Origin of the sequence: Pseudoduganella rhizocola (assembly GCF_045984285.3) — a bacterium.
Lineage (GTDB): Bacteria > Pseudomonadota > Gammaproteobacteria > Burkholderiales > Burkholderiaceae_D > Rugamonas.
The window spans coordinates 618112-640020 of sequence record NZ_JBJQIK030000003.1 but is presented as its reverse complement, the minus strand read 5'-3'; the positions used below and the strand labels follow the sequence as shown (position 1 = coordinate 640020).

Sequence of the window (21909 nt, the reverse complement as noted above, 5' to 3'; positions counted from 1 at the left end):
GATTGAGATTCATCGCTGCCGCGCTGGCAGCAGCATCATCCTTTGCCGCGAACGCGGCATGCCCCGGCGGCGCCGGCTGGTGCCGCGATTTCGAGCAAGGCGCAGGCGCGTGGGACCGGGCCGTGCCCGAGCTGCGGCAGCAGGCGGAAACGCCGAACCGCCTGCTCCACCTGCGTTCAGGCGGGCCCGCGCAATTGGTGCCGGCGGCGGAAACGCAGCAGGCCAGCGGCGGCGCGCACTTCATCGAAGCGCGGCTGCGGCCCATGCAGCAGGGCGGCAAGGGCTTTGTGATCGCAAGCTATGCGGACGAAGGCAACTGGCTGGGCTTCGGCCTGGAGCTGGCACCGGGCAGCAAGCGCCTGGTGCTGGCCGTTGCCCGTATGGCGGACGGCAAGCTGCGCTACCTGAAACGCGTAGGCCGCGAGCTGGACCCGGCAGGCAGCTTCTATACCCTGCGGCTGGACCGCGACGGCGGTTTGCTCACGCTGCACGTGAACGGCCTGCGCACCATCGGCATGGAAGAACCGGGATTGCCGCCGCCGCGCGTCGGCGTGCTATCGCTGGAGGGGGATTTTGAAGTGGACGACCTGCGTGCCGGCAGCATGCAGGTGGCGCCGGTCAGCATCGGCCTGGCGCGGCGCGGACTGCAGCTTGGCCTGCAGTCCGGCGGTGCAGTACAGCGCTATCCGGTGCGGACGTTCAGCCGGGATGGCATTGCCTTGGGCAGCTTCACTGCGCGCTCGTCCGATCCCGCCGTCGTGCGCGTGCAGGCCGATGGCGACACCCTGGCAGTGAACCCCGGCAAGGCGGGGCAAGCCGCCATCACGCTCACCAGCATACAAGATCCGAACGTCGCCCTCACGCTCAGCGTGAATATGGCCCCCGCCGTGGTGGAATCGCGCCAGCGCTATGCGCTGCAGGGCCGTGCAGCTCCAGCGCCGGGGGCGAAGGATGCGCATGTCGACAGCGTGCTGCAACTGCATTTCGACGCCGCGCCGCAGCTCGGCGCCAGCGGCACGGTGCGCGTGTGGCGCGCTGCGGACAACGCGCTGGTGGATGAGGTCCATCTGGGTCATGAGGTCAACGCCATCGGCGCTGCGCCCGACGGCGTGCAGCGTGTGGTGCGGTGGCAGCCGATCCAGCTGAATGGCAGCAAGGCCACGATCCGCCTGCACGACAGCCGCCTGGCCTATGGCACGGAATATTACGTCACCGTGGATGGCAAGCTGTTTGGCGGCGCCAGCCTGGGCGGAAAGCGCTTCGACGGCATCGGCAAGGCCGCCGGATGGCGCTTCCGCACCCGCGCCGCGGCGCCGGCCGGCAACACCTTGAGCGTGGACGATGACGGCCCGGCCGATTTTCGCACGGTGCAGGGCGCGCTGAACCACGTGATGCGCAATGTGCCGCGCGCGCAGCCGGTAACAATCCGCATCGCTAATGGACGCTATGAGGAGCTGCTTTACCTGCGCGGCAAGGACAATGTGACGCTGAAAGGCGAAAGCCGGCAAGGCGCCATCATCGCGGAGGAGAACAACGACGGCCTGAATCCGGGCAGCGGCGTGGGCCAGCCGCCGCTGGCTCCCGGCGCAACCGGCGGCCGCTCCCTGTTCCTGGTGGAAGACGCGGACCTGCTGCGGCTGGATACGCTCACCGTCTTCAACACCACCTGGAATGTTAAGACCATCGGCGGTCAGGCCGAGGCGCTCAACTTTGCCGGCGAAGGCCGGCTGGTTGCCACGCATTCAGACTTCATCAGCGAGCAGGATACGATCCAGGTCAAGGGCTATTCATGGTTCTATCAAAGCCTGGTCGCAGGTACCGTGGACTTCATCTGGGGCTACAACCGCGCCGCGCTGTTCGAGGAATGTGAGATCCGCTCGCTTGGCAACAGCAAGGGCTCGGAACTGGGCGGCTACGTGATGCAGGCGCGCACCGTGGGCGAGCACGATCCGGGCTTCGTGTTCCTGAACAGCCGCTTCACGCACGGCCCTGGTCCGGCAGGCAACGCCGTACTGCCGGGCTCCATTTACCTGGCGCGGCCCGGCGTGCCGACCGCGTGGGACAAGGTCAGCTACATCAACAGCCGTATGGATACGCATATCGCACCCGTAGGCTGGAACGGCGTGCCGCGCGCAGGCACCGGCTGGTTCGAATTCAACAGCATGGACCCGGAAGGCAGGCCGCTGGACATTTCGGCGCGCAAGGGTGGCCGCGTCATCAGCGCCACCGAGGCAGAACCGTTTGCAAGCCGGAGCCGTGTGTTTGCGCAGTTTGGCGGCGGCAAAGGCTGGAACCCCGATAAGGACAAATCGACACCATGAAAATATCCCTTCAACGCCGTACCTTGCTGAAAGGCGCAGCGCTCGCAGCAGGCGGCTTACCGCTGCTGGCTTCCGGCCAGCCCGACCCATGGGCGCGTGCACAGCAGATCATTGACCGTTTCGCAAAGCCCCTGGCTTTCCCGGACAAGGACTTTCCCATCACGGCCTTTGGCGCGAAGCCATGCGCGCTGGCCAGGGTCAAAGGCCTGGTCGAACTCAAGGTCAGGGGGGAACTCGATACGCCCGTAGCGGGCTCGCATGACAGCTATCCCGCTATCCGCGCAGCCATCGCCGCCGCACACAAGGCCGGCGGCGGAAGTGTGCTTATCCCGGCAGGGAACTGGTATTGCAAAGGCCCGATCACGCTGCTGTCGAACGTGCATGTGCACCTGGAGAAGGGCGCGCACGTCTACTTCAGCGCAAACCCGACAGACTACGCACGCGACGGCGACTTCGACTGCGGCGCAAAGGGCAAGCTGGTGCTGTCGCGCTGGCAGGGTAACGACTGCCTGAATTTCTCGCCGATGGTGTATGCGCGTGGCCAGAAAAACATCGCGATTACCGGCGCAGACTGGACCAGCGTGCTGAATGGACAGGCCGGCGTGCCCTTCGAGGATGGCAGCGGCTCCGGCTGGTGGGGCATGAATCCGGCTGGCGCGCAGCCGGGCGAGATGCACCAGGGCCTGAACAATCCGAACAACGCGGAGGCAGTGCCGGGCCTCACGCCGCAGATGATCGGCGGCCGCCAGAACTGGCGCGCGGACGACAAATACCTGCCCATCCTGTCCGAGGCAGGCGTGCCGCCGGAGCGCCGCGTGTTCGGCCTGGGTCACACGCTGCGCCCCTGCATGGTGGAGTTTGTCGATTGCGAGGACGTCCTGATGCAGGGCTACCAGGTCGTCAACACGCCGTTCTGGATCCACCATCCCGTGAACTCGCGCAATGTGCATTTCTCGAAGGTGCGCATGGAGAGCATGGGCCCGAACTCGGATGGTTTCGATCCTGAGTCCTGCGACACGGTGCTGGTGGATGGCTGCCTGTTCAACACGGGCGACGATTGCATCGCCATCAAGTCCGGCAAGAACCGCGATTCGCAATACGGGCCGACGCGCAATGTGGTGATCCAGAACTGCATCATGAACTGCGGCCATGGCGGCGTGACGCTGGGCAGCGAGATGGCAGGCGGCATCGAGCACGTGTATGCGCAGAAGATCGAGTTCCGCAACGCCTTCTGGGAACGGGACCCGCTGGGCACCGCCATCCGCATGAAGACGAATATGAACCGCGGCGGCTTCCTGCGCTACTTCTACGTGCGCGACGTGACGCTGCCGAATGGCGTGCAGACACGGCGCCAGCAACACAAAGCGCTGCCGGGATCGCCGCTCGCCGGCAAGCTGGTTTCCACGAACGGCGGCGCGGTCGTCAGCATCGATTGCGATTACACCCCGAACGACGATGCAATCCGCACCCGGCCGCCGTCGGTATCGGATGTGCACATCTCGAATGTCCGCGTCAGCAATGTCAACACGCCCGAGGGAGCGTACTCCTGCTACCAGGCCATGGTGCTTCTGGGGCCGGTTGCGGCCAGTTTCAACGGCCCGGCCGGAACGCCGGTCCTGCCGCTGATGAATATCAGCATCAGCGATTCCGACTTCGGCACGCCGCGCGCTGCCGACCCCTGGTTCGCATATAACGTCCACAATCTCAAGCTGCGCAATGTGCGCATCGGCGGCAAGGAGTACAACACATGATGAAGAAGCTGATGCTGCTGCTCGCCGCGCTGTGCGGGCTGGCGCAGGCGGCGCCGGTTGAACGCTGGGGCAGCACCGATATCGAACTGAAAGGCCCCAGCAGCGGCAATCCATTCATGGAAGTGGAGCTGTCCGCCACCTTCCGCAACGGCCCGCGCAGCCTGCAGCTATCGGGCTTCTATGATGGCGAAGGGAGCTACAAGATCCGCTTCATGCCGGACACGGTGGGCGAGTGGGAATATGAAACGCGCAGCAACCGCCCGGAGCTGAACGGCAGGAAGGGGACTGTCACCGCCGTTGCTCCCGGCGCGGGCAACCACGGTCCTGTGCGCGTGAGGAACGTGCGCCATTTCGCCTATGAGGACGGCACGCCCTACTGGCAGGTAGGCACCACCAGCTATGCGTGGACGCACCAGACCGAGGCGCTGCAGCAGCAGACCCTGCGCACGCTGGCCGTATCGCCGTTCAACAAGCTGCGCATGGCCGTGTTTCCGAACCACGACGACAAGAACGTGCTGCCGCGCTATCCCTTCGCAGGCAAACCGCCGAAGGGCTGGGATTTCTCCCGCTTCGATCCGGCGTTCTTCCGAAACCTGGAACAACGTGTGGCGCAGCTGCGCGACCTCGGCATCGAGGCGGACCTGATCCTGTTCCACCCCTATGACAAGAACTACTGGGGTTTCGACCAGATGCCGGACGAAGTGAACCAGCGCTACCTGCGCTACGTGGTCGCGCGCCTGGCGGCCTACCGTAACGTTTGGTGGTCGATGGCGAACGAGTTCGACTTCCTGAAGGCGAAATCGATGGAAGAATGGGACAGCTACTTCCAGACCGTGCAGGCGAACGATCCTTACCAGCACCTGCGTTCCATCCACAATGCCTTCGTGCTCTATAACCATACCAAGCCATGGGTCACGCACGTCAGCGTGCAAAGCGGCGCCATCACCGAAGATTTTGAACGCGCCGTGCTGTTCCGCGACGTCTACAACAAGCCGGTGGTCTACGATGAGGTGAAATACGAAGGCAACTTTACGCGCCGCTGGGGCCAGCTCACGCCGGAAGAAATGGTGCTGCGCTTCTGGCAGGGGGCCATTGCGGGAACTTACGTGGGCCACAGCGAAACCTACCAGGATCCCAACGGGCTGGTATGGCTGGCCAAGGGCGGCGCCCTGCGCGGCCAGAGCCCGCAGCGCCTGGCCTTCTTCCGCAAGATACTGAGCGAGAGCCCGCCCGAAGGACTGGAGCCTATCGACAAGTGGCAGGACTATCCCTTCGCAGGCAAACATGCACAGTACTACCTGGGCTACTTCGGCAAGCAGGCGCCCGCCAGCTGGCCGGTATCGCTGTTCAAGACGGATCTCAAGGACGAAATGCGCTTCAAGGCTGAGGTGATCGACACCTGGAACATGACCATCACGCCGGTGGATGGCGTGTTCGAAATCAAAAAGGCCGGCGATTACTACTTTACGGACAAGGACGGCCGCAGTATTCCGCTGCCGGGCCGTCCCTACATGGCCGTGCGGCTGGTGCGTGTGCCATGAGCCGGGCCGCCATCTGCCTCCTGTTCGCTGCGGCGCCTGCAGTCCCGTATGCGGCGATCCTCGGCTACATGACGCCGCCGCAGGCCCTCAGCGAAGCGCGCATCGCCAGCGAAGCGGGCGCGGAACGCGCCGCCTGGCTGGCCTACCTCGGCCGCTCGCGCACGCTGCTGGAGGCCGACAAGGCGGCGCTGGCGGCGGAACGCGCAGGCGGCGCCTATCCGGATGCGCCGCCGCACAAGGGCGGGGCGGGCGGCATGCCGCTCAACCGGGTGGCCGAGTGGTATGGCACGCCGGAGGCGCGTCATGTCGCCGACAATATCCTCAGTTTCCAGACGCCTGCCGGCGGCTGGGGCAAGAACGTGGACAGAAGCGGACCGCTGCGCCAGCGCGGCCAGCATTACGTGTCCTTCGACGGCGGCCGCGAATCCTGGAACTTCGTCGGTACCATCGACAACAACGCCACCACCACCGAACTGCGCTTTCTGGCGCGCGTGCAGGCCCGGTTTCCCGGCGCAGAAGGACAGGCCTACCGCGCTGCATTCTCCCGGGGCCTGCGCTACCTGTTGAACGCGCAGTACCCGAACGGCGGCTTCCCCCAGATCTTCCCGCTGCAAGGCGGCTATCACGACGCCATTACCTACAACGACGACGCCTTCTCCAATGTGGTGCAGCTGCTGCGCGAGGCGGCAGCGCGGCAGGGCGACTATGCTTTCGTGCCGGACGCGCTGGCCGGCGAGTCGCGCAACGCTGCGGAGAGGGCTATCGGCGTGGTGCTCGCCACACAAGTCGTGGCGGACGGCGTGCGCACCGGCTGGTGCCAGCAGCATGATGCGCTCACGCTGGCCGCCGTGGGGGCACGCAATTTCGAACCGATTGCACTGGCCAGCAACGAGAGCGCACGCCTGCTGCAGCTGTTGATGCAGCTGCCCGATCCATCGGCGGAAGTAGTGGCCGCAGTGCATGCGGGCGCCGCATGGCTGAAGCGCACCGCACTGCCGGGTGGGAACTGGGCGCGCTTCTACGATATCAGGTCCATGAAGCCCGTCTTCGGGGACCGCGACCGCAGCATTCATGACACGGTTGATGAAATCAGCGAGGAGCGGCGCAAGGGCTATGGCTGGTTTGTGAACGGGCCGGAAAAGGCGCTGAAGACCTACGCAGCATGGGCTTCCAAACGTTCCTGATCAGCCACGCGAGAAAGTGCGTGTGACGCGGTCGAGGTGATCGCGCATGGCCTGCCTTGCGGCGGCCGGATCGCGGGCGGCGATTGCGCTGTAGATGCGGCGATGGTCGTGCGTCGTCTCCGTGCGCAATGCCTCGGTTTCGTAATGTTCTTTCAGCTTGTGCCAGATCGGCCCGAGCTGGTTCCATAAATAGCTCACGGCACCGGCCAGCGCGCTGTTGCCGCTTGCATTGGCGATGGCGAGGTGGAAGTTGCGGTCGAGCCGTTCGGCGTGGACGAAATTGTCGTGCTGCTTCTCAAGCTCCTCCAGCGCGCGCAGGAGAGCGGCTATGGCGCTATCGCTGGCCATGCGCGCGGCAATCGCCGCCACTTCCGACTCGATCAGGCGGCGGGCGGAAAGCACTTCAAACGGACCTGGCGCGGAATCGTCAGGCAGGGCCGCCGCCTGCGGGCTCGCGGTGACATAGACGCCCGAACCGCTGCGAACCTCGATCACGCCGGATAATTCAAGCGCAATCAGCGCCTCGCGCAGCGACGCGCGGCTGACCTGCAGCCGTGCCGACAGCTCGCGTTCCGGCAGCAGGCGCTCGCCGGCGGCGATACCGTCGTCAGCGATGATCTGCTGGATTCTGTCTGCCACCTGGCGGTACGTGCGCATGTCCTGAAATCGATGAGTATTTCAGGCGATTCTAGATAGGTCGGCAGGAACATACAATGCGGGACGCGCAAACACTCAAAACCATGAGCGCAGCTAGTCAGCCAAATCGGCCGCGCGTAGCGCATAGCCAAGTCCCCGCACATTGACGATCCGCTGGCGTGAGCCGATGGCCAGCAGTTTGCGGCGGATCCGGTGCAGCGCCACGTCCAGGGCATTGGGCGTGACCGCCTCGTTCAAGCCCCACGCCGCGGCCTCCAGCGCACTGCGGCGCACCACCTCGACGTGCCGGTGCACCAGCATCAGCATGATCTGCATCTCCGCCGGGGCCAGGGTGACGCATTCTTCCGCACAGCAGAGCAGGCCCGCGTCGGGGCGCAGCGTCAGGTCGTCGTGGCTGGGGTCGAGCGGGCGGACATCGACAGGGCGGCGCAGCAGGGCCCGCACGCGCGCGACCATCTCGTCCATGGCGAAGGGCTTGGGCAGGTAGTCGTCGGCGCCTGCCTCCAGGCCTTCCACGCGGTCATGCAGCGCGTCGCGTGCGGTCAGCACCAGGCAGGGCACGTGCAGCCCGGCGCCGCGCACGCGCTGCAGCAGCGACAGCCCATCGCCGTCCGGCAGGCCGCGGTCGAGGACGACGGCCTGGTACGGCAGTTGCCGCATGGCGGTCCAGGCGGTGTCGATGCGGTCCATGACGTCGACCGCAATGCCGGCCGCCGCCAGCGCCTTGCACATCAGCTGGGCGAGGCGGTCGTGGTCTTCGACGAGCAGGATGCGGCTCATCAGAAGCGGTACAGATATCCCAGGCCGACACGATTCACGCTCGAACGGTCAACCAGCGGGCTGTCCTTGATCTTTTTGGACAGCTTGCTCACGCCGAGATCGAGAAACATGGAGTGGTGCGCATCGATGAAGTAAGCGCCGCGCAGGCCCAGTTCGGCGTTGACGCCGGAATTGCCCGTGTACGCCGCGCGGCCGGCGCGGACCTCGTCGGCGGCGACGCCATAGTAATAGTCGACGTATTTTTTATCGACCCAGGCGGCGCTGACACGCGGCGTCAGCATGAAGTGCTCGCCGATGCGCCAGTTCTTTTCCAGGCTGAGGTTGGCGCGCCGGCCCTTGCTCTTGCCGCCGACGTCGGCCAGCACTTCGGCGCTGACGTCGACCAGGCCGGTACGCCATGTCACCTTGCCGCCGGCCCAGAAGCTGTCTTTGCGCTCGCGCATGCCATTCAGGATGGGCGCGTCGCCGGGCTCATAGCCGCTAAAGTCGTATTTGCCGACCACGCGCAGGTCGAGGCGCTGGCCGCCGCCGAGATCGGCGCTGTATGCCTTGAATTCGGCGACCGGACCGAACACGCGCACATACTGGTTCTCATAGGAGATAAGGGGCAGCACTTTGTTTTCCCGGCTGCTGCCGGGGTAAGGCTGTTGCGCGCTGAACGCGGCGACGCCCAGTCCCCACGAGGACCCCTCGTCGGCCGCGGCGGCGCCCGCCACGGCGGTGGCGCTCAGCCCCAGCGCGAGGGCCGCAGCGGCCCTCGCGTGCTTGCGTGTCGAAGGGGAGGCCAGGGTAAGGATGCGTGGAGGCAGCATGTGATTTCTCCAAATGTTGAATGTGAAGCCACATCGTCGCCCAGGTCGTCTTACTGAATACTTACCCTGAAAAATCTTTCTCAAATTGAATTTCTCATTTACAGTGATGGCAAATACAGCCCGCGCAGGCCTGGGATACCTACATCGTTGTAATGAACCGCATTCTCCTCCTCGAAGACCACGACCGCCTGGCTCGGCTGATGTGCAAGGCGCTGCGCGGCGCCGGCATCGCGGTCGATGTCGTCGAACGCATCGACTTGGCGTGGGATGCTGTCGGACGCGTGCCCTACAAGGCGCTGGTGCTCGACCGGGGCTTGCCGGACGGCGATGGGCTGGGCCTGCTGCGGCGCCTGCGGGCCGCCGGGCAGGGCTTGCCTTGCCTGGTGCTGACCGCGCGCGACGCGCTGCATGACCGCGTGGAAGGGCTCGATGCCGGCGCCGACGACTATCTGCCCAAGCCGTTCGCCATCGACGAGCTGGTGGCGCGCGTGCGGGCCTTGCTGCGCCGGCCTGTGGAATACCACACCCTGGCGCCCGGCCACGCCGACCTGAGCCTGCGTCCTGAGACCGGCATGCTCTGCTGCGGCTCGGAAAGCGTTACGCTGGCGCCGGCCGAGATGCAAATCATGCTGCTGCTGGTGCGCAAACCGGCGGAGGTGGTGCGCCGTGGCGCGCTGGAGGCGGCCGCTTGGGGCTTGAGCGAGGCCGTCACCCCCAACGCGCTCGACGTCGTCCTGTACCGGATCCGCCGCAAGCTGCTGGCCATCGGTTCACGACAGCAAATCATCAATGTGAGAGGACTGGGCTATGCGCTACGCGAAGCCGATGTGGCTGAATAGCCTGGGCGTGAAAGTCTTGCTGGCCTTCGTGGCCGGCGTGGTGCTGAGCATCGCTTTGCTGCTGGGGACCATTTACCTCATCACGACACAAAGCGATTACCTGCCGAGCTCGGACGTGGCGGAACGCACCGAGGAGCTGGGCGAGGCCTTGCTCTTCGATAGCGCCGGACGCCCGGTTGGATTCCTCGACAGCGAAGACAGCCATCGCTGGATGTACGACAGCCTGAGGCACGAGACCGGCTACCGGGTGCTGGATGCCGATGGCCGCGTCGCGCTGGCGTCCGCCACCGGGCCCGGCACGGAATGGCCGTCGACACCCGAAACCCGCCGTTTGCAGTCCGGCCCCTTCACCTTCGAGCTCAACGGCGTGCCGATGTATGCCGGAACGGCCGCCGTCGATCATCAGGGCCAGCGCTGGTATGTGCAGTTTGCCGCCAGCAAGCGCATCATCGAGCTGTTCCAGACGGTGTTTGCGCTGCCCTTCATGGGCGGCGGCATCGTGCTGTTCAGCCTGGTCCTGCTCTTCGTGTTCGGCGCCTGCGCGCTCATCACGCTGCGCTACACGCTCAAGCCGCTGCGCGAGCTGTCGGAGTCGGCTGCGGCGATCTCGCCGCGGGCGCTGCACGCGCGGCTGCAGGTCAAGGACGTGCCGGCCGAGATCGCGCCGCTGGTCGACAGTTTCAACCGCGTGCTGGAGCGTCTGGAACAGGGGTATCGCGTCCAGCAAGGCTTCCTGGCGACTGCCGCGCATGAGCTGAAAACGCCGCTCGCCCTGATCCGCGCGCAAACCGAGCAGACGGAAAAAGGCCAGGAGCGCGATGCGCTGCTCAGCGACATCCAGCACATGACGCGCCAGGTGCAGCAGTTGCTGCTGCTGGCTGAAACCAGTGAGGAGCAGAATTACATTTTCGCCGTGGTCGATCCGCGCGACGTCGGCGCCGAGGCGGTCGGCTACCTGCGGCGGATGGCCGAGGCGGCGAATGTGCGCCTGACCCTGCGCCACGATGGTCCGGCAGCGCCATGGCGGGCCGACCGGGCAACACTGTTTACCTTGCTGAAAAACCTGCTGGAAAACGCCATCCAGCATGCCCCTGCAGGCAGCGAGGTGTGCGTAACCACCAGCGCCGACGCGCTGACGGTGCGCGACAATGGACCCGGGGTGGCGCCGGAACAAGTGGCGCGCATGTTCGAGCGCTTCTGGCGGGGGGCGCATCGCCGCGACCATGGCGCAGGACTGGGCCTCGCCATCTGCCAGGAGATCGCGCGGGCGCACGGCTGGACCCTGGCGGCGCAGCGGATGGAGCCAGGCCTGCTGTTCAGACTGACAACCCGGCCAGCGCCGGATACCTGAACCCGCCGGTTCTGGCCCGGGCCGCTGCCTCTACGCGGCCGCGCGGCACGGCGACTCCGCGATGCCGGCCACGGTTTGCGAGGCGCGGCCGATGCCGTGGTATTCAATGCCGTACTCGTCCATTGCCTCCGGCTCGAACAGATTGCGGCCATCGAAGACCAGCGGCTGGCGCAGGGCCGTCTTGATCTTGCCGAAATCGGGGCTGCGGAACGCCTTCCACTCGGTGACGATAACCAGCGCGTCGGCGCCGGCCACGGCGTCGAGCGGACTGGCGGCGAAGCGCACCCGCTCCATTTGCTCGCGGTCCAGGTCCAGGGGCAGGGCACGGCGCGCTTCAGGCATTGCGACCGGATCATACACCGCAACCGTCGCGCCGGCGTCGAGCAGGCGGCGCAGCAGGGTGCGCGCGGGCGCCTCGCGCATGTCGTCGGTGCCGGGCTTGAACGCCAGGCCCCAGACGGCAAAATGCCGGCCGCGCAGGTCGCCGCCGAAGCGCTCGACAATCTTTTGCCCCAGCAGTAATTTCTGGCGCTGATTCACGGCCTCGACCGCGCTCATGATCAACAGTTCCTGGCCGAACTCGCGCGCCGTGCGTTCCAGCGCCCGCACGTCCTTGGGGAAGCACGAGCCGCCGTAACCAGCGCCGGCGTACAGGAAACTGTGGCCGATGCGCGGGTCCGAACCAATGCCATGGCGCACCGCCTCGATGTCCACGCCGACCTGGTCGGCCAGGTTGGCCAGTTCGTTCATGAACGAGATGCGGGTGGCCAGCATGGCGTTGGCCGCGTATTTGGTAAACTCGGCCGAGCGCACGTCCATCCAGTGGGTGCGCTCGCGGTTGCGGTTGAACGGCCGGTAGAGCTTGCGCAGCAGTTCGCGTGCGCGCTCGCCCTCGCTGCTGTCGTCGCAACCGATGACGATGCGGTCGGGGCGCATGAAATCGTCAACTGCCGCGCCCTCCTTGAGGAACTCGGGATTGGACACCACCGAGAAGCTCGCGCCGCCGCCACCATCCGGGCGCGCGGCCAGTTGCGCGCGGATCGTGGCGGCAACGCGCTCCCCGGTACCGACCGGCACCGTGGACTTGTCGATGACGACCTTGAAGCCCTGCATGTGGCGGCCGATCTCGCGCGCGGCCGCCAGCACATGGCGCAGGTCTGCGGCGCCGTCCTCGTCGGGCGGGGTGCCGACGGCGATGAACTGCAGGTCGCCGTGCGCCACGGCGGCGGCGATGTCGCTCGAAAAACGCAGGCGGCCGGCCTCGCGGTTGCGGGCGACGAGCTCCTCCAGGCCCGGCTCATGGATCGGCATGCCGCCGCCATTGAGCAGCGCGATCTTGTTCTGGTCGATATCGAGGCAGACGACGTCATTGCCCAGCTCGGCCAGGCAGGCGCCCGTCACCAGGCCAACGTAGCCGGTGCCGATGATGGTGATTTTCATGATGGTACCCTATTCAATCGGTTGGAAATTTGGTTCGCTAAGGCCCAGCGCGGAACGCCCACCAGCGGCTGCCGGCGAAGTTCCACAACAGGCCCAGTCCAGTGGCCAGCACCTGCGCGCTCCAGTAGTGCCAGTGCAGTTCGCGCACCAGCAGCCACACCAGCGCGGTATTCAGGCACCAGCCCAGGCCCAGTACGGTGAAGTAGCGGCTGGCCGCGCGCCGGTGCAGCTGCTCGCTGCCGAAGGTCAGGAAATAATTCAATGCATAGTTGACCAGCGTGCCGAGCACATAGCCGGCGCCGGAGGCGGTGGCTGCATCCTGGCCGCAGCGTTCAACGCCAAGCCACAGCACCAGGTACTGCACCGCCGTCCCTGTGGCGCCGACCATGGCGAAGCGAAGGAACTGCGCCGGCAGCGACGCCGCCGGGGCAGCAGGCGCGGCCCGGCTCATGGCACGCCACCCTGCATCAGCACCCGCCCCGAGCGCCCGGGCACCTCGCCCCAGCCCCACGGCAGCGCGGGCAGCGGCGCGTGTCTGATCTTCTCGTAGTAGTCGGCCATGGAAGCCAGGCGGTAGCCTTGCGCGAGCCAGCCGTCGAGCAGGCGCTCGAATACCGGCGCCAGTTTCTGGCCCTCGAGCTCCGCGTGCAGCGTGTAGACATGATCGCGCGGGCCGGCGGCCGTGAGCGACAGCAGATGGCCGGCCACGTTGCCGGCCGTGATCAGGCGGCCGTCAATCTCGCGCCCCAGCAATTCGTCCAGCGTCGGCAACGTGGTCGGCAGCTGGACGCAGCGCAGCAGACGGCCGCCGGCCAGCAGCCGGTGCGGGCCGCTGCCGGGATCGCACAGCGCGCCGCGCGCATCGAGCGCGGCGCGGCCGTCGGATGCGTACAGGTAGCCGGCCGTGTCATGCGCGGCGAAGGCGGCGGCGTTCATCTGCCAGCCTGCCGCGCCATGGGTATGCGGCGGCACGCCGAACACGGCGGCGTAGCGCCGCGCCGCCTGGTCCATCTGGGCCTGGGTCCAGGCGTCGCCGCGCGCGGCGGCGTTGTCCTGCCACAGCGCGTGGTCCCAGGTGTGGATGCCGCATTCGAAGCCGGCGTCGCGCACGGCGCGCAGCTCGCCGGCGCAGCGCGCCCCGATGTCGGGGCCGGGCAGCAGGGTGCCGTACATCAGTGTCTTCCATCCGTAATGGCCGATCACCGAAGTGCGCGCCACCTTGCTGAAGAAGCCCGGCCGCAGGGCGCGCCGCAGCGCCCATCCGGTATGGTCCGGGCCAAGCGAGAACAGGAAGGTGGCGTTGGCCTGGCGCGCGCGCAGCATGCGCACCAGGTGGCGCACGCCAAACCGGGTGCCGCGGTAGGTGTCGACGTCGATCTTGAGCGTCAGCAGCGGGGCGGTCGCGTCCATCAGTCGATCAGCGCGCGGGCTTGCAGCACCTGGCCGCGGTAGGCATCGAAGATATGGCGCAGCGCGGTGGCCATGTCCGTTACCGGCCGCCAGCCCAGGTCCTCGCAGGTGTTGGCGATTTTCGGCACACGCTTCTGCACGTCCTGGTAGCCGGCGCCGTAGTAAGCCTGGGCGCTGGTCTCGACGATGCGTACCCGGCGCGCCGCCTCCGCGTACTCGGGATAGTCGGCGCCCAGGGCCAGCATCATCGTGGCCAGTTCGCGGATCGAATAATTGTTGGCCGGATTGCCGATGTTATAGATTTTTCCGCTGGCGACGCCGCCGGCGTTGGCGATGATGCGCACCAGCGCGTCGATGCCGTCGTCGACGTAGGTGAAGGCGCGCTGTTGCGCGCCGCCGTCGACCAGCGAGATCGCTTCGCCGCGCACGATATGGCCGAAGAACTGCGTCACCACGCGCGACGAGCCCTCCTTGGTGCTGTGGATGGAGTCGAGCCCGGCGCCGATCCAGTTGAATGGGCGGAACAGCGTGAAGTTCAGGCCCTCCATGCCGTAGCCCCAGATCACGCGGTCCATCAATTGCTTGGCGTTGGAATAGATCCAGCGCGGTTTGTTGATCGGGCCGCAAACCAGCTCGGAGCGCTCCGCGTCGAATTCCTCGTCGCGGCACATGCCGTACACCTCGGAGGTCGACGGGAATACCAGGTGCTTGCCGTAGCGGGCGGCGGCGCGCACGATGGGCAGGTTCGCCTCGAAATCGAGCTCGAACACGCGCAGCGGCTGCGTGACATAGGTCGAGGGCGTGGCGATCGCCACCAGCGGCACGATCACGTCGCACTTCTTCACGTGATACTCGATCCACTCCTTGTTGATAGTGATGTCGCCCTCGTAGAAGTGCATGCGAGGCCTGTAGGCCGGGTTCTCCAGCAGGGACGTAATGCGGTCGCTGTGCATGTCCATGCCGAACACTTCCCACTCGGTAGTTTCGAGGATGCGCTTGGACAGGTGGTGGCCGATGAAGCCGTTGACGCCGAGGATAAGGACTTTTTTCATGGGTGGTTCCGGGTGAGCATGGTTTGTAACTGTTGAGGCGATACTTCGGTCAGGCCGTCCAGCAATGAGGTGATGGCGAGCATGCGTCCGTCGCCGCACACGCCGACGATCCGGCCGTCGAGCACCGCAAGGCCGGGCGCCATGCCGGACGCCAGGCGGCCCGGCATCAGGCGCGCCCGCGCCAGCGTCAGTAGCACGCCGCCCAGCCGCGTGTGGGCGCCAGGGTAGGGCGGCGCCACCGCGCGGTGCAGGTTATAGACGGTCTGCGCGTCGGCGTGCCAGTCGATGCGGCCATCGGCCGGCGTGCGCGCGCCGAAGTAGCTCCCTTGCTGCAGGTCGTTGCAGCGGCGCGGCGCGGTGCCTGCCAGCAGCGCCGGCAGCACGCCCCACAAGGTCTGTTCGGCTGCCACAGTGACCTTGCCGAAGACCTCGAAGGCGGTGTCGTCGGGCAGGATGGGCACGGCTGTCTGAGCCACGATGGCGCCCGCATCGGGCTTGACGGTCATCTCGTGCAGCGTGGCGCCGGTGCGGTCGGCGCCATGCAGCACCGCCCAGTTGATGGGCGCGCGGCCGCGGAATTCCGGCAGCAGGGAGCCGTGCATGTTGTAGGCCGGCGCCACGGCCAGCACGGCCGCCGGCAGCAGGTGGCGGTAATAAAAGCTGAAGAGGAAATCCGGCCGCGCCGCGCGCACGGCCGCCAGCAGGGCCGGATCGGTGGGATCGGCATAAACTGCAGTAGCGATGCCACGCTCGCGGCACAAGGCCCGCACCGAGCCATACCAGATGTTCTCGGCCGGATCGTCGTCGTGGGTGAGGACCAGCGCGACATCGACGCCGCCGGCCAGCAGCACCTGCAGGCAGCGCACGCCGACCTCGTGATAGGCGAACACCACGGCGCGCGCCTTCATCGCCCGGCCCCGCGCTGCAGCCGCGCCACCGGAGTCCGTTCCTCGAGGATGGTTTGCACTACATAGCGTGGCCGCGCACGCACCTGCTGATAGATGCGGCCGATGTACTCGCCCAGCAAGCCGATGCCGAACAGGATCACGCCCATCATGAAGAACAGGAGCGCAAACAGTGTGAACGTGCCTTCGGCCTCGGCGCCAAGCAGCAGCCGGCGCGCCAGGAGCACGAGCACCAATATGCCGGAGGCGCCCGACAGGGCCATCCCCAGCATCGAGAATAGTTGCAGCGGAACCAGCGAGAAGCCAGTCACCAGGTCGAAGTTGAGCCTTACCAGGCTGTAGAAGGAATACTTCGATGCGCCGGCCGCGCGCTCCTCGTGCCCGACCACGACCTCGGCCGGGTTGCGCGCGAAGATGTAGGCCAGCGCCGGCACGAAGGTGTTGACCTCCTCGCATTGATTGACCAGGTCGACGACGTTGCGGCTGTAGGCGCGCAGCATATTTCCCTGGTCGGTGATGCGGACGCTGGTGATGCGTTCGCGCATCCGGTTCATTGCCTTCGACGCCAGCGTGCGCCAGGCCGAATCCTGGCGCACGCGCCGGATCGAGCCCACATAGTCATGGCCCGCGCGGACCAGGCCGACCAGCTTTCCGATCTCCTCGGGCGGGTTTTGCAGGTCGGCGTCGAGGGTCACAATGATCTCGCCGCGCGCGCACTGGAAGCCGGCCAGGATCGCCATATGCTGGCCATAATTGCCATTGAATAGCACCACGCGGGTGACGTCGGGCCGCCGGCGGAACTGCTCGCCCAGCAGCGAGGCCGAGGCATCCCGGCTGCCGTCGTTGACGAACACGATCTCGTAGCTGGTGTGCAGCGCGTCGAGCGCAGCGTAGAGGCGCGCGAACAGGCCGGGCAATCCCTGCTCCTCGTTATAGACCGGAATGATAATGGACAATTCGGGCGTCATCGGAACACCGCCCGGGGTAATACAGTCAACACAGCCGCCCTCATGGCAGTCCTTTCGTCAATTGGTTGGAGATCACGACCCGCCGCCGGTCGCGCGCCACGAGCCGCATCGGCACGCCGCGCTGGCGCAGCAGCTCGTACATGGCCGGACTGGCGATGGCCAGGCCAGGCAAGCCGGCGGCGCCGCCGCGCTGCCATTGGGCGACGAACTCGTCCAGGCCGGACAAGGCATGGTGCGGCTCCTGTTGCAGCCCGAAGCCGAATTCGTCCACGTATTCGACCAGGATGGCCGGGCGGCCCAGGTAGAAGGTCAGCGACTGCTCGTAGCGCCCGACCGCGTACAGCCTGGTGGACGGCGTCAGTTCGGCCCGGATCGCGGGCAGCAGCGCGGTGCCGGCGCGCTCCTTGCCGTATCCCTCGAAGCCGGCGACGACCAGGTGGGTGGCGAGGAAACCGGCCACCGCCATCGTCAATACAGCCGGATCGCGCCGGACGCGCGCCGCGTAGAACCAGGCCAGGCCGCCGCCGCCCAGCAGGATGCAGCCGGCGGCAATCAGCCACGGCTGGTAGCTGCGCAGGAGCTCCGGCGCAACGCCGCCCCGGCCCGTTGCCAGCGCCACCGGCGCCGCGGCCACCAGCAGCGCGCCGATCACCGCCAGCAGCGCGGCGGCGGCCATGTGCGGGCGGCGCCCGGCGTCGTCCAGGCAGAGCGCCGTGAGCATCGCCAAGGCCGGGAACACCGGCACGATGTAGCCGGGCAGCTTCGAGCTCGACATGCTGAAAAACACCAGGATGAAAGCGAACCAGATCAGCAACAGCAGGCGCGGCTGGAAGCGGCCCGGCCTGCGCCGTGCGCCGGCCGCCAGCGCGTGCGGCAGCCAGCCCAGCCAGGGCAACAGCCCAGGCAGCAGCAGCACGATGAAAAAGTACCAGGGCGCCTCGCGCTGGTGGCCGGGGCTCAGGAAACGGTCGAAGTGCTCGTGGACGAAGAAGAACCAGGGCTGTTCTGGGTTGCGCTGGGCGACCAGGATGAACCAGGGCGCGGCGATGGCGCAGAACAGCAGCAATCCCTTGCCCATGTGAAGACGGGTCCAGACGCGCCAGTCGCGCGCGGCGGCGCCATAGAGCACCAGCACCGCGCCCGGCAGCACCACCCCGACCAGGCCCTTGGCCAGCATCGCCAGTGCCATCGCGGCCCACGCAAGCAGCATCCACGCGCGGCGCTGGCCGGCTGTGGCGGCATCGCGCTGGGCGATCAGCATGGCGGCCAGGCAGGTGGCCATCATGCCCGACAGGCTCATGTCGAGCGAATTGATCTGGCCCGCCGCCAGCCAGAACAGGCTGGACGCCAGCACCAGGCCGGCATACAGGCCGACGCGGGGGGAGAACACCAGCCGCCCCGCCCAGGCGGTCATGAGCACGCCGATGATGCCGCACAAGCCGGTCCACAAGCGCGCCTGCCATTCACCCGGGCCGAACAGGGTGAAGGTCAGCGCGTTCATCCATGCTTGCAGGGGCGGCTTCTCGAAATACTTGATGCCGTTCAGGCGCGTGGTGATCCAGTCGCCGCTGGCGAACATCTCGCGGCCGATCTCGGCGTAGCGGCCCTCGTCGGGCGGCACCAGGGTGCGCACGCCAAGCGTGGCCAGCGTGAGCAGGATGAAGCCGCCGAGCAGCATCCACAGCAGCGCCGGGGACAGGGACGGCGTGGCGCCGGTGCTCAGCGGCTGGTGAAGAGTGTCATGCATGGCATCTCGTTTCATTGCGGCACCTGCGGATGGATCAGGATTGATTCAACGGCCGCCACCACGCGCTCGACGTCGTCGAAGCTCATCGCGTGGAACATCGGCAAGGTGACGGTCAGGCGGCCGATGCGCTCGGCCACCGGGAACATGCCCTCCGTGTAGCCGCGTGCGCGGTACAGGCTGAATAAATGAATCGGCGCGTAATGGAAGCCGGTGCCGATGCCCCGGCGCGCCATCGCTTCCATGAAATCGGCGCGCGTACCGCTGCCCCGGTCCGGCAGGATGATCTGGAACAGGTGCCAGTTGCTGTGCTCGAAGTCGGCCAGCGGCAGCCGGGCGCCGCTGGCAGCCTCGAAGCCGTCGCCGAAGCAGGCGAAGTAATGGCGCGCCAAGGCGCGCCGGTGCGCGGTGACGGCTTCGATGCTCGCGAGCTGGCCCAGGCCGATTGCCGCCATGATGTCGCTCATATTGTGCTTGCCGCCGGGGAGATCGACATCGATGCCGTCGATGCCCTTGCGGGTGACGCCCTGCAGGCGGTGCCTGGCGGCAAGTGCCGCCTCGTCTTCGTTGTTCAGCACCAGGCAGCCGCCTTCGCCGGTGGTCAGGTTCTTATTCGCCTGGAAGCTGAACGACACCAGGTCGCCGAAGGCGCCGATGGGCCGGCCCCGCCAGCGCGAGCCGAAGGCCTGTGCGGCGTCCTCGATCACGCGTAGCCGGTGGCGCGCGGCGATCTGGTACAGCCGCTCCATGTCCACCGGCAGGCCCGACAAGTGGACCGGCATCAGCGCGCGCGTACGCGGCGTGATCGCCGCCTCCAGCCGGTCCAGGTCGATGTTGCGTGTGACCGGGTCGATATCGGCGAACACCGGCGTCGCTCCCACGGCCAGGATCACATTCGCTGTGGCCGGCCAGGAAATCGGCGTGGTGATGACCTCGTGGCCAAGCCCGATGCCTGCCACGCGCAGCGCGACTTCCATGGTGCTGGTGCCGGAATTAAAAGTGAGCACGGGACGCCCGCCGAAACAGGCGGACAGCTGCTGCTCGAATTCGCGTACTTTTGGGCCGCTGGTGATCCAGCCGGAGCGCAGCACATCGCCGACGCCGGCGATGGTGGCCTCGTCGATGGTGGGACGGGAAAATGGCAGGAATGGCAGTTCGGGTGTCATAGACGTTGGCCAGCGCGGTTGGCGGGAAGGCTGGATCGGGTCATGCGTGTCCAGAAATCGGGACCCCGCGTCCACAGGCAGGCCGGGCGCCGGCAGCGGGGCGCTCGTTCCGGTGTGGATGGCGGATCGCGCAGGCGAGTTGAAGTTGCGAGGTAAGCGCATGGTTGTTTCTCCGGGTCTTGGGACTGCGGACTGATAGTCGGGCAAGTTGACTTACTGAATACTTACCGTGGCAATAATTGACGCGGCAGGGGGCGCTTCTGGCGAGGGCGGGGAAGATACAATGCGCGGAAGTCAATCGCTCAGGCAGATGAGCAGGAGGAGTTTTGCATGCAGCATTTCGAACAGCGGCGCGACCGTTTCGAGCTATTCGACCGGATGGAGAGTCCTGCCGTGAACCTGGCGTTCCCGCTGGATTTGCCCGATTTCCGGCCGTGGTGCAAGTCGCAGGGATTGCCGCCGTTCCACGTGCTGCTATGTGCCGTGCTGCGCGCGGTGCGCAAGCTGGAACACTTCCGCTACCGGCTGTTTGAAGGTGAGGTGATACTGGTCGACCGCATCGTGCCGTCGTACACGGTGATGAATGTGAACCACGACCTCAATTTCGCGCAGTTCGAATGGTCGGACGATTTGCGCGAGTTCGTCGCACGCAGCCTGGCGGCGCGGGACGAGGCGGTGAGCATGACAGCCCTGAACGAAAAATACCGCACCATGTCGCCGCGCGAAGCCAAGGAGCGGGTCTACATCACCTGCATACCGTGGCTCGCCTTCACGTCCATCCAGCATCCTGCAGCGGTGCTGGCGGCGCCCGATATTCCCTCCATCGCCTGGGGCAAGATCCGCGACGCCGGGCCAGGCCAGATCCAGCTCCCGTTCTCGGTGCAAGCCCACCACGGCTTCGTGGACGGCTACCACATCCACCTGCTCGCGCAGCAGATCGCCGCCGAAATTACTGACACCATGGGGTCAGGCACCATGGTGTCAGGTTCTTAGCTGTCGCGGCGCAGGAGGCGGAGCCAGGGGGCGAGGTGGACACAGGCCATCATCAGGTACATGGTGGACATGCCGTTGAAGCGGCTGCTGGAGCAGATGAGGTCTGCGCCGCCGCCGAGATGGCTGAGCAGGGCCATGGCGGCGAAGGCCGGGGCGGCGGCGAGGCCGATCCAGCCCTCCAGGCCTTTATTTCCGGCCGTACTGATCATGGTGACGCCACCATACGCCGTCTTCGTTGCGGCCTTTCGGCGCGCGGTCCAGCCATGCGTACATGCCCCAGATGCCATCCACGCCGCGCGAGTAGCCGGAGTAGGTGTGGTATACGTGGCCATCCTGCAGTGCGAAGGCGCTCACGCCGGGCCGGTCACGCATATAGGCCAGCGAATCAACGCCGCTCATGGCTGACAGGTGATCGACAGGGCCGCCGCCGTCTTCCCATGAGCGCAGCCCGGGTTCGGTGCGGTAGTTGTAGTCGATACCCGCGCGCTGCTGGTCCTCGGTGAAATAGACATTGAAGTCGCTATTGAAGTCGCCCGGCGCCGACGAAGCCCAGTCGAAGCTCCAGCCCATGCGCTCCTTGAATGCCTGCAGCTTGCCGATCGACGCGCGCGAGACAGCGGTGAAGGCAACGTCATGGTTCTCCAGGTGCACCACGATGCCGTTGAAGCTGTCGGCAATCGATGAGCAGGACGGGCAGCCGGCCGTGTAGTCTTCGCCATACATGAAGTGATAGATCATCAGCTGCGAGCGGCCCTTGAACAGGTCTTTCAGCGTGACGCTGCCTTGCGGCGTATCGAAACGGTATTCCTTGTCGATGCGTACCCATGGCAGCTGCTGGCGCCGTTCCGCCAGCGCATCGCCGCGCCGCGTGTGTTCCTTTTCATCCGCCAGCAGCTTGAGGCGGGCGTCCAGCCATTCGCCGCGGGTTCCGGTCTTGTGCTTCGTCATCTTGCTTCTCCTTTCGGTGGTTGTTGTCGTACCATGGACATCCTGAC

The 21909-nt window shown here is 66.3% G+C and carries 20 protein-coding genes; 7 read left to right on the top strand and 13 right to left on the bottom strand.

Annotation, left to right across the window (positions count from 1 at the left end):
- The first annotated feature begins 2 nt into the window (after window positions 1–2).
- The 4 genes from ACJRPG_RS10160 to pelA are packed head-to-tail and all read left to right on the top strand — an operon-like array spanning window position 3 to window position 6797.
- Window positions 3–2321 carry a pectinesterase family protein gene (locus ACJRPG_RS10160; RefSeq protein WP_407999948.1) on the top strand — a complete coding sequence of 773 codons (2319 nt, stop codon included), beginning with the start codon at window positions 3–5 and terminating at the stop codon, window positions 2319–2321.
- Window positions 2318–4072, top strand: a complete 1755-nt coding sequence (locus ACJRPG_RS10155; RefSeq protein WP_407999947.1) for a glycoside hydrolase family 28 protein — start codon at window positions 2318–2320, stop codon at window positions 4070–4072. Before ACJRPG_RS10160 ends, ACJRPG_RS10155 begins: the two co-directional genes overlap by 4 nt.
- Window positions 4069–5613, top strand: coding sequence for a DUF5060 domain-containing protein (locus ACJRPG_RS10150; RefSeq protein ID WP_407999946.1), 1545 nt, complete (start codon window positions 4069–4071; stop codon window positions 5611–5613). The genes ACJRPG_RS10155 and ACJRPG_RS10150 overlap by 4 nt, the downstream gene beginning before the upstream one ends.
- Window positions 5610–6797 carry a pectate lyase gene (gene pelA / locus ACJRPG_RS10145; protein ID WP_407999945.1) on the top strand — a complete coding sequence of 396 codons (1188 nt, stop codon included), beginning with the start codon at window positions 5610–5612 and terminating at the stop codon, window positions 6795–6797. Before ACJRPG_RS10150 ends, pelA begins: the two co-directional genes overlap by 4 nt.
- On the opposite strand, the gene ACJRPG_RS10140 is transcribed toward pelA, so the two are convergent.
- The 3 genes from ACJRPG_RS10140 to ACJRPG_RS10130 all read right to left on the bottom strand — a co-directional run bounded on the left by ACJRPG_RS10140 (window position 6798) and on the right by ACJRPG_RS10130 (window position 9046).
- Window positions 6798–7454, bottom strand: a complete 657-nt coding sequence (locus tag ACJRPG_RS10140; protein ID WP_407999944.1) for a FadR/GntR family transcriptional regulator — start codon at window positions 7452–7454, stop codon at window positions 6798–6800.
- Window positions 7455–7547: 93 nt separating this feature from the next.
- Entirely contained in the window at window positions 7548–8234 is a 687-nt protein-coding gene (locus ACJRPG_RS10135; protein ID WP_407999943.1) for a response regulator transcription factor, read from the bottom strand.
- Window positions 8234–9046 carry a MipA/OmpV family protein gene (locus tag ACJRPG_RS10130; protein WP_407999942.1) on the bottom strand — a complete coding sequence of 271 codons (813 nt, stop codon included), beginning with the start codon at window positions 9044–9046 and terminating at the stop codon, window positions 8234–8236. Before ACJRPG_RS10130 ends, ACJRPG_RS10135 begins: the two co-directional genes overlap by 1 nt.
- A gap of 152 nt (window positions 9047–9198) precedes the next feature.
- Between ACJRPG_RS10130 and ACJRPG_RS10125 the strand changes: the two genes are divergently transcribed.
- Both ACJRPG_RS10125 and ACJRPG_RS10120 read left to right on the top strand, forming a co-directional pair.
- Window positions 9199–9885: a response regulator transcription factor gene (locus ACJRPG_RS10125; RefSeq protein WP_407999941.1), complete on the top strand. Its 687-nt coding sequence runs from the start codon at window positions 9199–9201 to the stop codon at window positions 9883–9885.
- Window positions 9854–11236, top strand: a complete 1383-nt coding sequence (locus tag ACJRPG_RS10120; RefSeq protein ID WP_407999940.1) for a sensor histidine kinase — start codon at window positions 9854–9856, stop codon at window positions 11234–11236. The genes ACJRPG_RS10125 and ACJRPG_RS10120 overlap by 32 nt, the downstream gene beginning before the upstream one ends.
- A 30-nt stretch (window positions 11237–11266) precedes the next feature.
- Here the strand turns inward: ACJRPG_RS10120 and ACJRPG_RS10115 are convergent, their stop codons facing one another.
- The 8 genes from ACJRPG_RS10115 to ACJRPG_RS10080 are packed head-to-tail and all read right to left on the bottom strand — an operon-like array spanning window position 11267 to window position 19921.
- Window positions 11267–12676 carry a UDP-glucose dehydrogenase family protein gene (locus ACJRPG_RS10115; protein WP_407999939.1) on the bottom strand — a complete coding sequence of 470 codons (1410 nt, stop codon included), beginning with the start codon at window positions 12674–12676 and terminating at the stop codon, window positions 11267–11269.
- 37 nt (window positions 12677–12713) lie between these two features.
- Window positions 12714–13127, bottom strand: coding sequence for a GtrA family protein (locus ACJRPG_RS10110; protein WP_407999938.1), 414 nt, complete (start codon window positions 13125–13127; stop codon window positions 12714–12716).
- On the bottom strand, window positions 13124–14086 hold the full coding sequence (locus ACJRPG_RS10105; protein WP_407999937.1) for a polysaccharide deacetylase family protein: 963 nt from the start codon (window positions 14084–14086) through the stop codon (window positions 13124–13126). Before ACJRPG_RS10105 ends, ACJRPG_RS10110 begins: the two co-directional genes overlap by 4 nt.
- Window positions 14086–15138 (bottom strand): bifunctional UDP-4-keto-pentose/UDP-xylose synthase, encoded by a 1053-nt coding sequence (locus ACJRPG_RS10100; protein ID WP_407999936.1) that lies wholly within the window; start codon window positions 15136–15138, stop codon window positions 14086–14088. Before ACJRPG_RS10100 ends, ACJRPG_RS10105 begins: the two co-directional genes overlap by 1 nt.
- Window positions 15135–16046 carry a formyltransferase gene (locus tag ACJRPG_RS10095; RefSeq protein ID WP_407999935.1) on the bottom strand — a complete coding sequence of 304 codons (912 nt, stop codon included), beginning with the start codon at window positions 16044–16046 and terminating at the stop codon, window positions 15135–15137. Before ACJRPG_RS10095 ends, ACJRPG_RS10100 begins: the two co-directional genes overlap by 4 nt.
- Window positions 16043–17011: a glycosyltransferase gene (locus tag ACJRPG_RS10090; RefSeq protein WP_407999934.1), complete on the bottom strand. Its 969-nt coding sequence runs from the start codon at window positions 17009–17011 to the stop codon at window positions 16043–16045. Before ACJRPG_RS10090 ends, ACJRPG_RS10095 begins: the two co-directional genes overlap by 4 nt.
- A gap of 40 nt (window positions 17012–17051) precedes the next feature.
- Entirely contained in the window at window positions 17052–18758 is a 1707-nt protein-coding gene (locus ACJRPG_RS10085) for a glycosyltransferase family 39 protein (RefSeq protein ID WP_407999933.1), read from the bottom strand.
- 11 nt (window positions 18759–18769) lie between these two features.
- Window positions 18770–19921 carry a DegT/DnrJ/EryC1/StrS family aminotransferase gene (locus ACJRPG_RS10080; protein WP_407999932.1) on the bottom strand — a complete coding sequence of 384 codons (1152 nt, stop codon included), beginning with the start codon at window positions 19919–19921 and terminating at the stop codon, window positions 18770–18772.
- 330 nt (window positions 19922–20251) lie between these two features.
- Between ACJRPG_RS10080 and ACJRPG_RS10075 the strand changes: the two genes are divergently transcribed.
- Window positions 20252–20914 (top strand): CatA-like O-acetyltransferase, encoded by a 663-nt coding sequence (locus ACJRPG_RS10075; protein WP_407999931.1) that lies wholly within the window; start codon window positions 20252–20254, stop codon window positions 20912–20914.
- Here the strand turns inward: ACJRPG_RS10075 and ACJRPG_RS10070 are convergent.
- Both ACJRPG_RS10070 and ACJRPG_RS10065 read right to left on the bottom strand, forming a co-directional pair.
- Complete coding sequence (locus tag ACJRPG_RS10070; RefSeq protein ID WP_407999930.1) at window positions 20911–21123, bottom strand: hypothetical protein; 213 nt, start codon at window positions 21121–21123, stop codon at window positions 20911–20913. The two genes, ACJRPG_RS10075 and ACJRPG_RS10070, sit on opposite strands and share 4 nt — an antisense overlap.
- Window positions 21101–21862, bottom strand: coding sequence for a DUF899 domain-containing protein (locus tag ACJRPG_RS10065; RefSeq protein ID WP_407999929.1), 762 nt, complete (start codon window positions 21860–21862; stop codon window positions 21101–21103). Before ACJRPG_RS10065 ends, ACJRPG_RS10070 begins: the two co-directional genes overlap by 23 nt.
- Window positions 21863–21909: the final 47 nt, after the last annotated feature.